This is a genomic window from Bacteroides sp. BFG-606, from assembly GCF_024788145.1.
Taxonomy (GTDB): domain Bacteria; phylum Bacteroidota; class Bacteroidia; order Bacteroidales; family Bacteroidaceae; genus Bacteroides; species Bacteroides vicugnae.
The window spans coordinates 947648-960524 of the sequence record NZ_JANUIL010000001.1 but is presented as its reverse complement, the minus strand read 5'-3'; the positions used below and the strand labels follow the sequence as shown (position 1 = coordinate 960524).

Sequence of the window (12877 nt, the reverse complement as noted above, 5' to 3'; positions counted from 1 at the left end):
AAGGCAGATTCTACTTCTGATACATCTCCCTTTCTCAAGATTGTTTAATTTGCTTCAGGTAATCTGAAGGAGAGAGCCCAAATTCTTCCTTAAAGCATTGACGGAAATATCCCGTACTGTTCATTCCTACTTTGTAGGCTATTTCAGAGATATTGAACTTCCCTTCAAGCAGCAAACGTTCTGCATTCTTCATTTTCACTTTTCGGATATATTCGTTGGTCGAGAGTCCTGTAAGTGCTTTCATTTTCCGGTAAAGAGTGGAACCGCTCATGCACATTTTATCAGATAGATAGTTAATATCAATCTTCTCTGAAGAAAGGTTTTCCTCGATTAAAAGGGTAATTTTTTCGATAAACTCATTATCTAATTTGCTCAAAGCTTCGGCAATTACTATACGCTTTTCACTTAAATCTATTTGACTTCCCGGAGTAGATTGCGCCTGGAATTGGGCTACTAACTTTTTCCTTGAATCGAGCAGATTATTGATTCGGCTACGTAACAGAGAAGCACTGAAAGGTTTCGTCAGATAAGAATCGGCTCCTACTTCATATCCTTCTTCTTTATCTTGGAGAGAATCTTTGGCTGTCAGCAGAATAATAGGAATATGGCTGGTGCGCACATCATCTTTTAATTGCTTGCATAAAGTGATGCCATCCATCACAGGCATCATAATGTCGCTGACTACAATATCGGGGATACGGCTAAGAGCTTGTTGCTTACCTTCTTCTCCGTTGTTGGCCGTGATTACCTCAAACGAGTCGGTGAAGGATTCAACTATATATTTCTGTATTTCTTCATTGTCTTCTACAATCAATAGGATTGGTTTACTGGTATCTAATGTCGCTTCTTGTGAATATTCCAGTTCCGTATTCTGGTTCATCTCTTCTTGAACCGGTTCCGTTGAGTCTGCGTGTAAGGCATTGGGGTAGATATTATCCGTCAGTAAACTGATATAGAACGTACTTCCTTCATTTTGGATGCTTTCTGCACGAATTTCCCCTTCATGTAAGGTGACGAGATTCTTCACCAAGGCCAGTCCGATACCTGTACCGGATGCCTGATGCTTGCCGCTTTCCTGATAATAGCGGTCGAAAATATGTGGCAGGGCCTCGGCGGAAATTCCGTACCCTGTATCACTGACTTTTATTTCCGTATAAGCTACCTCATTACGCATGGTCTGATGCAAACTTAGCGTTACGCACCCTTGTTCCGTATATTTGATAGCGTTGGAAATCAGATTGTCCAAAACAATCGTGATGATTTCTTTATCGAAGAAAAGAAACATTTCTTCTTTTTCTATCTGAATCCGGAAATCTATTTTGGTATTTTGATTTAATTCTTTGTATTTAAGCCCTATTTCATAAATCAGAGGGGCAATGTTTCCTTTGCTGACACACAATTTCTTGTTTTGTGTCTCCGTCTTTCGGAATTCCAGTATCTGATTGATCAGATTGAGCAAACGTAGTGCGCTCTGATGGATAACTGATAGTTTCTGGGCTTGTTTTGCAGGAAGTGATGCTTCTTTTTGCATATCTTCGAGAGGACCGAGGATTAAGGTCAGAGGGGTACGTAGCTCATGCGTGATATTGGTATAGAAACGCAAGCGTTCCTGATTTAACTCCTGTTCCTGCTCATGGTTTTTCTTTTCCAACGTATAGAGACTCTCCAGATCTAACTTCTTTTTGTAAGCATGCAAGATAAGATAAGTGATGCTGATAGATACCAAGATGTAGATAAGTTTTGCCCACCACGTCAACCAGAGAGGAGGATTGATACGGATGGTCAGGGAAGTGGCTTCTTCCGGCCATTTTTGATTATGAATTCGTGCTTTGATAAGGAACTCATATTTTCCCGGAGGAATGTTTCGGAAAGTGACACTATTATTTTCGTTGACGGTATACCAGGAATTTTCGAGTCCTTTCAGCATATACACATATTCTACCTGATTGACAAGTGAGTAGTTTTGTACATTGAATGTCAATCCGAAGCTATTTTGTGCATGACTCAACTCAACGTTTTGTCCTTTGGAGAGATTGATAATCATGTCATTGTTTTCCAGATTACTCAACCGTCCCAGTATTTTCATCTCTGTGACAACTGCTGCCGGGGCCGGTTGTTCATTCATAGTAATGTCTGGATTGAAACAACATACTCCATTGATAGAACCGAAATAAATCTGTCCATTCTTGCTTTGTGTGACACAACTGCTTGAAAAACTTCCTGCCGGAACATCGTCAGAGTGGTCATAGTTATAAAAACAGCCTTTATTCGTGACATAACAACTGATACCTTTATTATTGCTAAACCAGATATTCCCTTTTTTATCTTCTGTTATGGCACAAATATTCGTATTGATCAGCCCGTCTTTCCGTTGGTAAGTTTTGTAATTCAGCTCATCAGTCGACAGGAAACAAACTAATCCTTCCCCCGTTCCTATCCACATTCTTTTTTGTTTATCCTGTATGATCTGATTGATGGTGTTAGAACAAAAGCCATCTCTTTGAGTGAACGTCTTGATTTTCTGTAAGTTCGGGGTGTATATGCCAAGTCCGTCTCCGAAAGTTCCAATCCAAAAACGTCCTTTCTCATCTTGAGCTATAGAACGTATAAAATCACTGTGCAGTTCGCTATTATCTGTATTGTAATGTTGGATAATTTTCATGGTGAGAGGATTTAATACAACAATTCCTCCACTATATCCAACCCAAATGTTATGTTGGGCATCTTCATAGATCGTACGGACGTCTAGATTAGATTGTCCCATGAGGGAGATGGAACGGAATCTTTTATTCCGGCTATCATAATAGCTGATTCCTCCTTGGTAGGAACCGAACCATAAATTCCCTTTTGAATCCTGTAAAGAAGCTAATATAAAATTTGAAGGAATATCTCCACTCTCTTTCTTATAAATGGCAATCCGTTTCTCTCCTTCAAATACATTAATACCTCCTCCGTCTGTTCCGATCCAAATCCGTCCTTGTCTGTCCATACAAAGACTGCTGGCTACTTTGTTGTTCAGGCTGTTTTCATTGTTTGGAATCGGGGAATAGCTTAATGTGGTGAACAAAGGAGGTTTGCTACTAATAAAGTTGATGCCTCCTCCCCATGTTCCTATCCAGATATTGTCGAAAGAATCCTGAAATATACATCGAGCGCTTGCATTAGAGAGGCTTCGACTATCATCACCCTCCTGTATGTATTCAATAGAAAGCTCCTCTGGTGAGAGAAACATACCTTGCTTCAGGTTTAATATGGCAATGCCATTGAGCTCTGAAGCAATCCAAAGTCTATTATCTTTTAATTGCCGGATGGATAATATGCGACTGCATAAAGTAGCATACTTGTCATTCTTGTTATTTCTGAATGTGATAAAGTTATCATTGGCAGCATTATATAGAGCCAATCCATTATTCGTTCCTAACCAGATGTTGCCGTTTGCATCTTTTATGATACAAAACACATCATTACCGGGCAAGCTTGTCGGATTTCCCGTTTCATTCTGGAAATTCTTTACACTTTTGTCTTTGAGAGAAAAAATACTGAATCCGCTTCCGACATGGCCGATATACAAATTGTTGTCTCCTCCGTCCAATACTGTCCATGTCTGATTGGAGGGCAGACTAGGCACCGTACTCCTATTATAATGTGTGAATTGCCCGTTATTAATATTTAGATATTCTATACCTCTATAATAGGTGCTGACCCATAAACCATCGTCGTTTTGGGTGGAAGGAGAGATGTCCGTTACGTCATTTGTAATCAGGCTGTGTGGATTTTCCGGGTTATGTTGGTAGGCAGTAAATGTTTGTTCGTCATAATTGTATGCATTTAGTCCGTCTCGCTGAGTGGCTATCCAAATGATGGGACGTTTGGAATCAGCATACACCCGGTTGAGTTCGTTGCCGGTGATTCCCTGATTGTTATGTGGCAAATCATTTTTATAATAAGTAATGAAGCGGGTACCGTCAAACTTATTAAGTCCTTCTTCTGTAGCAAACCATAAAAAGCCTTGTTTATCCTGTGTAATACTGACTACATAATTGTTGGATAATCCTTGTTCTATCCCCAGTTTTTTTACAGAATGAGACTGGGCTGTCAATTGAAGAATAGACAACAAGGATAAAAATAAAGTAGAAGCAATGTGTTTTTTCATAACTCGTGCTTATTTGTTTCAATTACCAGTTCAAAAATAAGAATAAATATTTTATTTAGAGTGTGTAAATCGTGCAATGAATGATTTGCATAGCTCTTCTGCATGATTTTTGCTTAATTGATTTATATCAATACTCTATATTTGCATCGGAAAAAACAACAAAAAATGTTTAATCTTTAAATTCTAATTTATGAGGTATGTAAGAATCTTATGCATGTGTGTCATACAGTTGCTTCTGTCAGCTGCAGCATTTGCACAAACACAAGTTACAGGACATGTGGCCGATGTGAGAGGAGATGATATCATTGGTGCCAATGTTACTGTCAAAGGAACTTCTAATGGAACCATTACGGATATCGATGGTAATTTCACAATTAATGTAGATAGTAAAAATGCCGCATTGGCAATTTCGTTCATCGGTTATAAGACTAAAGAGGTGAAGGTGGATGGAAAGACACATCTTCAAATCGTTCTTGAAGAAGATACGGAAACCTTGGATGAAGTTGTGGTGGTGGGTTATGGTACACAAACCAAGAAAAGTCTGACCGGAGCCATCAGTGATGTTAAGTCTGATGCGTTGACGCGTTCTGTTTCTACGACTACTGCGGGAGCTTTATCCGGTAAGATAGCAGGTGTGTCTACGCGTGCTGTGGATGCCCGTCCGGGTAGAGGCATTAATCTTGAAATTCGTAATATGGGTAGCCCCCTGTTTGTAATCGACGGCATTCCTTACGGAGGAATGAACAGCCGCGACTGGTTGCAGGCATCGGATGTTTCCGGTAGCGATGTGTTTAATGCTCTGAATATCGAGGATATCGAGAGTATCACTGTCTTGAAGGATGCTTCTGCTGCTATTTACGGTCTGCGTGCATCAAATGGTGTAGTTCTGGTAACTACCAAGAAAGGTAAAAAGAATGATAAAGTAAGCATCAATGTAAATGGATACTATGGTTGGCAGAATCTGACCCGTTTCCCCGAATTGGCAAATGCAGGACAATATGTAAGAGGTTTGGCCGAAGCAGCACAGAATAGAGGTGAAGATCCAAGCAAATTATATAGTCCCGAAGAACTTGCTAAATGGGAAGCTGGTACCGAACCGGGATATAAGAGCTATGACTATTATGATATGGTAATAGAGAAAAAATGTGCCTCAATACCACATCAATGCGAATGTGACAGGTGGCTCTGAAAAGACCAACTATTATCTTTCTGTAGCTCATACCGGACAAGATGCGATGATGCCTGACTTTAAATATGAGCGTACCAATCTTCAGTTGAATATTGATACTAAGATAACAGACCGTTTTACAATAGGTGCACAGATTAGCGGTAAGTATGAAAAGAGTGAAGACGTAGGTTTGCCGGGTGGTGACGGTTATTATTCGGCTATATTGGCTATGTTCAAAATGCAGCCTATCGAAAGCCCTTATGCCAATGATAATCCGGAATATATCAATAATGTACATGAGAATGGTTACAATCCGGCTGCATTCAGTCGTGACATTGCCGGTTACAAAGATAATTTGACTCGTAATGCCAATATCAATGCTTATGCGCAGTATGATTTCTCTTTCGGTTTGACTGCAAAAGCTACGTTCTCGTACAATTACACCAACAGCCGTTTTGACGGTTATCAATATGCTTATCAAATCTATACATACGATAAGGAGAAAGATACTTATAACGGAACATCTGCCGCAGGACGTTGGAGAAATCAAATAGATCGTAGTGTGCCTGCGCGTTATATGCAATTGCAATTGAATTATGCAAAACAGATTAAAAACCATAATATTTCGGCGGTTTTGGGTTATGAAGCCTCCGATTATGATTGGACTAAGAAAACTTATGGTACAGAACCTTCTACTGACTATCTGCCGTTATTGCAGTTTGATGAGCTCAACAGTTTCGCTGATGAATGGAGTTACGAAGCGCGTGCCGGATGGATTGGCCGTATCAATTACGACTTTGCTCACAAATATCTGATTGAATTATTGGCTCGTTATGACGGTTCTTATCTCTATGCAGCAAATAATCGTTGGGGATTCTTCCCGGGTGTATCTATAGGTTGGAGAATCTCGGAAGAGAAATTCTTTGAAAAGTTGAGACCTGTTGTAGATGATTTGAAGTTTCGTGCTTCTATTGGTCAGACAGGTACAGAAAAGGATGTAAAACTGTTCGATTACTTGAGTGGTTATACGTGGAATAATGGTAATGCTGTATTGGATGGTGAACTGGTGACCGGATTGAACCAGAGAGGATTAACTATTACCAACTTATCCTGGACGAAGAATACAACATCGAATATCGGTTTTGACCTGACTATGTTCAATAATCGTTTGAAGATCACGGCTGATGCTTTCCGCAAAGATATTACCGGGGTACCGACTCCTCGTTATGACGTATTACTGCCTACTGAAGTAGGTTATGATTTACCGAATGAAAATCTGAATAAACAGGCTTATATCGGTGCGGAGGGTATGGTTACATGGACCGACCATATCGGCGATTTGAACTATACTGTAAGTGGTAACTTTACTTTCTCACGCTACAGAAGCATTGCGACTTATAAGCCACGTTTCAATAATTCCTGGGATGAATACCGTAATTCCGCAGAAGATCGTTGGGGGGGTATCTATTGGGGATATCAGGTAATTGGTCAGTTCCAGTCGGAAGAAGAAATTCGTAATTATCCGATAAATCTGGATGGCAATAATAACCGGACACTGCTTCCCGGTGACTTTATCTATAAAGATGTGAATGGTGACGGTATAATCAACAGTATGGATGAGCGTCCTATCGGTTATCCGGAAGGCTGGGCGCCTATCATGTCGTTTGGTGGTAATATTGGTTTGGCGTGGAAGGGAATTGACCTGAATATCGACCTTTCCGGTGGTGCTATGCAAGGATGGAGACAGAACTATGAATTGGCTAATGCATATCATGGTAACGGAAACTCACCTGCTTATTTATTGGAAGATCGTTGGCACCGTGCCGACTTGTACGATCCGGAAAGTGAATGGATACCTGGACGTTATCCGGCTATCCGTAAAGGTGAATTCAGCTATAACAATAAGAATAGTGACTTCTGGTTGCACAATGTGCGCTATCTCCGTATCAAGAATCTGGAAGTGGGTTACAGCCTGCCGGCACAACTGTTGAGACCGATTCGTGCACAGAAGGTGCGTGTTTATGCTAATGTTTCTAACTTGTGTTCGTTCGACAATGTGGGTAAGTTTGGAGTCGATCCTGAAATTACTGCCGCAGCTGCAGTGGTATATCCGCAACAACGTACATTCCTTCTTGGATTTAATATTACATACTAAAAAAGAACGCTATCATGAAAAGCAAATCTATAAAAATAGTTCTGTTGGGAGTCGTCCTTACTTCCATGTTATCGAGTTGTGGCGACAGCTGGTTCGAAAGAGATCCCAAAAATATCCTTACCAATGAATTGGTATGGAATGATCCGAACATGATTAAATCGCAGTTAGCCAATTTATATAATCGTATTCCGCAGTTGCACGGTGACTTCAACACCGGCGGTATGTGCGAAACGGACGATGCCATGTACTGTGGAACATTAGATCAAAATTATCGTAACGAGCTGCGTTATGGAAACGACTATGGACGTTGGTGGGATTATAAGTTGATACGTGACATCAATATGTCTATTGAGAATATTGATACGTATGGAACGGATATTTCAGCAGATGATAAGCTCCAGTTCAAAGCCGAATTTCGTTTTATCCGTGCTTACGTTTATTTTGAACTGGTAAGACGTATGGGTGGTGTGCCGTTGATTACTACTACTCTGGCATATGACTACAATGGAGATCCTTCTTACTTACGTAATCCGCGTGCCAAGGAGCACGAAATATATGACTTTGTATACAGTGAATGTGAAGCAATCAAGTCACAATTGGGCAATAAAGGTAGTCAAAGTCGTGCCAATTACTACACTGCATTGGCATTGGAAAGCCGTGCTATGCTGTATGCCGGTTCTATTGCCAAATATAATGCGCTGAAGACTCCTAATATTGTAACGTCTGGCGGAGAAGTAGGTATTCCGGCTGATATGGCAGACGATTATTATCGTAAATCGTTGACAGCTTCGCAGGAAATCATTAAAAACGGTGGATATGAACTTTATGAGAAGGAGTCAGATAAAGGAGTGAACTTCTATAAGATGTTTGTGGACAAGACGCTGAATAAGGAGGCTATTTGGGTGAAAGACTATAAGAATCCTTTGAAAGTGCATAGCTTCGGTTATGATAATGTAGTTCATCATTTGAGAGAAGATAACGATAATTCTTCTTGCATCGGTCCGTCTTTAGGATTGGTAGAAGCATTTGATTATTTGGATGGAACTTCGGGGACCTTACATTATAAGAATGGTAATGACTATGTAGTATATGATACTCCGAGCGATATCTTTGCCAATAAAGATGCACGTTTGTATGGTACGATCGTCTATCCGGGCTCAAAGTTCAGAAATCAGGATGTGGATATTCAGGCAGGAGTAGCAGTATGGAATGATAAGACCGGTTCCTACGACTTACTGACAGACTCGAAATTAGGAAGTGCTTATGACGATGATAAAACTTTTGTCGGCCAGGACGGTCCTCAGACTAATAGTCCTAACGTGAGCAATACCGGATTTTATATCCGTAAGTTTATCAGTGAGGCATCCGGTTACACTCTCCGTAACTACGCTGAAAACTGGTGGCCTTGGTTCCGTCTGGGTGAAATCTATTTGAATGCTGCCGAAGCTGCTTTTGAATTGAATGACGAGCCGACAGCTTTACCCTACATTAACCGCTTGCGTCAGCGTGCCGGTTTCCCGGCCAACAGTCTGACAAGCCTGACAATAGAAAAGATTCAGAACGAACGTCGTGTGGAACTAGCTTTCGAAGATCACCGTTATTTTGATATGAAACGATGGAGAATAGCTGATATCACCTGGAACGGAAATACAGATAACGATAAAGCGATCGTTTACGGTTTATATCCTTATCGTATTGCTAAACCAAAACCGGGAACATCGGATCAGGACAAGTACATTTTTGTAAAGACAAAATCCGAACGTTTCAAGGTGGCAAGAACCTTCCAGCAGTCTAACTATTATTCATTCATTGCTGATGATGTAATTAATAACAATCCGACGATTGTGAAGAATCCATTCCAATAAAAATAAGAGATTATGAAAAAGATTATACCTTTCTTTATTATGATATGTTGTTTGTTGGCAGTAAGCAGTTGCAGCTACGACAACTTTGAGGAACCTAAGGCTACATTGACCGGAAGAGCAATTTATGACGGTGAAGCAGTAGGAGTTAGAAGCGGAAGTTCAGAGTTTGCTTTATTCCAGGACGGTTATGCTTTGCATGGCTCTATTCCGGTGTATGTTGCGCAGGACGGAAGCTATTCCGTGTCCCTTTTCAATGGTGATTATAAATTGGTGCGTATGGGTAATGCTCCTTGGGAAAGACCTTCTAATGACACAATTTATATTACAGTGAAAGGAAACACTGTGCAGGATATTCCTGTGACACCGTATTTCTCTGTTAGAAACGTATCTTTTGCCAGAAACGGCAACAAGGTTGCCGCACGGTTTACTATTAATAAAGTGGTTGCTGATGCCAATATGGAGAATGTAGGTATCTATCTGGGTACAGGTGTTTTGACGGATGAGAAACAGAAAGAAGCAGAGTTGAAGTTGGGTAATACAGTATCACTCGGTCAGGAAAACACTGCTGAAATTGAGATCCCGAATGGTTTGATAAACGAATCCTATCTTTATGCCCGTGTAGGAGTCAAATCAGACAAATCATCGGAATATTGTTACAGTCAATCTATTAAAGTAGCATTGAAATAAATAGTATCAAGAATGTAAATACCGGAGGGGGAGTATCACAACCTGATATTTCCCCTTTTTATCCAACTAATGAAAATATGATAGTACCTATTAAACGAACTTTGATTACAATCGGCTTGATGCTGGCAGTGACGCTGCCCGCTTTCTCGTTGTCTGGTAATCCTGTGTTGCCAGGTTTCCATGCTGATCCTGAAATTTTATATTCCAACAAGACTAAGAAATACTATATCTATTCTACCACAGACGGACAGCCCGGATGGGGTGGTTGGTATTTTACCGTTTTTTCGTCTGTTGACTTAAAGGATTGGAGGGATGAAGGGATAATGCTGGATCTGAAATCAGACCAAGTACCTTGGGCGGATGGTAATGCGTGGGCGCCTTGTATTGAGGAGAAGTTGATAGGAGGAAAATATAAATACTTCTTTTACTACAGCGGTCATCCGAAAGCAGGAGGAGGAAAACAGATCGGAGTAGCTACGAGCGATTCTCCCACCGGGCCGTTTGTTGATTTGGGACGTCCCATCGTAACGGATTCACCCACCGGAAACGGTCAGCAAATAGATGTGGATGTGTTTACCGATCCGGTTTCGGGGAAGTCTTATCTGTATTGGGGAAATGGTTATATGGCAGGTGCGGAGCTGAATGAGGATATGGTTTCCATAAAGAAGGAAACAGTCACAGTGATGACTCCCGTAGGAGGTACTTTGCAGGATTATGCTTATCGTGAAGCGGCTTATGTATTCTACCGTAACGGGCTTTATTATTTTATGTGGTCGGTAGATGATACTGGTTCTCCCAATTATCATGTAGCTTATGGCACTTCAACATCACCTTTGGGACCGATTAAAGTGGCTGATAATCCAGTTGTGCTGATTCAAAACCCGGAAAAGGAAATATATGGTCCTGCTCATAATGCTGTTTTGCAAATTCCCGGCACTGATAAGTGGTATATTGTTTATCATCGCATCAATAAGAATTATCTGAAAAGTGATCCCGGTGTTCATCGTGAAGTATGTATAGATCGTATGGAATTTAATGAAGATGGGAGCATTAAGCAGGTAATACCTACTCCTTGATAATATCTTTCTTGATTTTGGTAGATGGTCAGGTTGTTTCAGGACGGAATTATATTGTATGATTTGAATAATGGAAGATTATAGATGAATAGGATTATAGGTAAAAAGAGAGTAGCGATTTTAGGTTTTCTGTTTGTATGTGTGGCGGGTGGATGTTCTCAATCTGTACCTGATGTAAGTTATCAGATAGAAACGGATAAGCCCTGTCAAACGATGGCATATTTCAGTGCTTCAGACGCTTGGAGTATGCAGTTTATCGGACTTTGGCCGGAGGAAAAACGCAACCAGGTAGCCGATTGGCTGTTCAGTACGGAGAATGATGCGAACGGACAGCCGAAAGGCATCGGCCTGTCCCTCTGGCGTTTCAATGTCGGAGCAGGTAGTGCGGAACAAGGGGAGCACAGCCAGATTGCTTCTCCCTGGATGCGAGCCGAGTGTTTCCTCAATGCAGATGGAATGTACGACTGGAACAAGCAACAAGGACAACGCAATTTTCTGAAACTGGCAAAGGAACGGGGAGTCAATAAATTCCTGGCTTTCCTGAACTCGCCTCCCGTACATTATACACAGAACGGATTGGCAACCAATACCGGTCGTGGAGGTACGGCAAATCTGAAGCCGGATTGTTATGAAAAGTACGTCCGTTTTCTGGCAGATGTAATACAGGGAGTGGAAAAACATGATGGCATCAAGTTCAACTACATCTGTCCTTTCAACGAACCGGACGGACACTGGAATTGGGTAGGACCGAAACAGGAAGGTTGTCCGGCAACCAACAAAGAAGTAGCTCATACTGTCCGTTTGTTAAGCAAAGAATTTGTAAGCCGGAATATGGATACGCAGATTTTAGTGAATGAATCTTCCGATTATCGCTGTATGTTCCGCACTCACGAAACAGATTGGCAACGGGGTTATCAGATTCAAGCCTTTTTCAGTCCGGATAGTGTAGATACATATTTAGGAGATACTCCGAATGTTCCCCGCCTGATGCTTGGACATAGCTATTGGACAACGACTCCGTTAAGTGAATTACGTAATATCCGCTGCCAGTTGCGGGATACCTTAGATAAACATCAAGTGGGCTTCTGGCAAACGGAGACTTGCATCATGGGTAATGATGAAGAAATTGGTGGTGGAAATGGTTTCGACCGTACAATGAAGACAGCGCTCTATGTGGCACGTATCATTCATCATGATATTGTGTATGCCAGAGCTGAAAGCTGGCAATGGTGGCGTGCCATTGGCGGTGATTACAAAGACGGACTGATTCGCGAGTACACTACTGACGATAACTTCTTGGATGGTAGAGTAGAAGATTCTAAATTGATGTGGGCTTTAGGAAATTATAGCCGTTTTATCCGTCCGGGAGCAGTCCGGCTATCCGTTTCGGCTTTCGATCAAACAAACGCTTTCATCCCTGATGGCGATACCGATCAGCAAGGATTGATGTGTTCTGCTTACAAAAACGTAGATGGAACGTATGTGATAGTCGTTATAAACTATGCTAATGAAGAAAAAGAGTTTTCTATTCATAAAGAAAAAGTAGGAAATACGCAATGGCAGATTTATCGTACTTCGGATAAAGAAGGGGAAAATTTGCTTCCGGTGAAGACAGTGAAAAGTGGAAAAACAGTTCAGATTCCGGCGCGTTCTATTGTAACGCTTCAGAGCAAATAATTAAAAACGGCTCTATATTTTTATTTCTTTTTGAAAGTTGTACATTTGTGTGTCCGTCCATTGCTACGAAGGTAATGGACGGACACAATGCATAAA

Annotated in this window: 5 protein-coding genes and 1 pseudogene; 5 read left to right on the top strand and 1 reads right to left on the bottom strand. The window is 41.1% G+C overall.

The window, feature by feature from the left end; all coding sequences use genetic code 11:
* Window positions 1–34: 34 nt before the first annotated feature.
* Window positions 35–4153 (bottom strand): two-component regulator propeller domain-containing protein, encoded by a 4119-nt coding sequence (locus NXV01_RS03665; protein ID WP_258978758.1) that lies wholly within the window; start codon window positions 4151–4153, stop codon window positions 35–37.
* 190 nt (window positions 4154–4343) lie between these two features.
* On the opposite strand from NXV01_RS03665, the pseudogene NXV01_RS03655 reads away from it, so the two are divergent.
* The 5 genes and pseudogenes from NXV01_RS03655 (at window position 4344) to NXV01_RS03635 (ending at window position 12781) form a co-directional block, all read left to right on the top strand.
* A pseudogene (locus NXV01_RS03655) lies at window positions 4344–7476 on the top strand (SusC/RagA family TonB-linked outer membrane protein).
* Between the two features lie 14 nt (window positions 7477–7490).
* A complete protein-coding gene (locus NXV01_RS03650) occupies window positions 7491–9341 on the top strand; it encodes a RagB/SusD family nutrient uptake outer membrane protein (protein ID WP_195648780.1) in 1851 nt (616 codons plus the stop codon).
* A 12-nt stretch (window positions 9342–9353) separates the two neighbouring features.
* Window positions 9354–10028 carry a DUF3823 domain-containing protein gene (locus tag NXV01_RS03645; RefSeq protein WP_148366842.1) on the top strand — a complete coding sequence of 225 codons (675 nt, stop codon included), beginning with the start codon at window positions 9354–9356 and terminating at the stop codon, window positions 10026–10028.
* A gap of 77 nt (window positions 10029–10105) precedes the next feature.
* Window positions 10106–11104 (top strand): family 43 glycosylhydrolase, encoded by a 999-nt coding sequence (locus tag NXV01_RS03640; RefSeq protein ID WP_195648781.1) that lies wholly within the window; start codon window positions 10106–10108, stop codon window positions 11102–11104.
* 84 nt (window positions 11105–11188) lie between these two features.
* Entirely contained in the window at window positions 11189–12781 is a 1593-nt protein-coding gene (locus tag NXV01_RS03635; RefSeq protein ID WP_259021735.1) for a glycoside hydrolase family 30 protein, read from the top strand.
* Window positions 12782–12877: the final 96 nt, after the last annotated feature.

Excerpts from the sequence above, each read along its gene's own strand:
- NXV01_RS03665 (WP_258978758.1), bottom strand. The coding sequence starts at position 4,153 with ATGAAAAAACACATTGCTTCTACTTTATTTTTATCCTTGTTGTCTATT.
- NXV01_RS03650 (WP_195648780.1), top strand. The coding sequence starts at position 7,491 with ATGAAAAGCAAATCTATAAAAATAGTTCTGTTGGGAGTCGTCCTTACT.
- NXV01_RS03645 (WP_148366842.1), top strand. The coding sequence starts at position 9,354 with ATGAAAAAGATTATACCTTTCTTTATTATGATATGTTGTTTGTTGGCA.
- NXV01_RS03640 (WP_195648781.1), top strand. The coding sequence starts at position 10,106 with ATGATAGTACCTATTAAACGAACTTTGATTACAATCGGCTTGATGCTG.
- NXV01_RS03635 (WP_259021735.1), top strand. The coding sequence starts at position 11,189 with ATGAATAGGATTATAGGTAAAAAGAGAGTAGCGATTTTAGGTTTTCTG.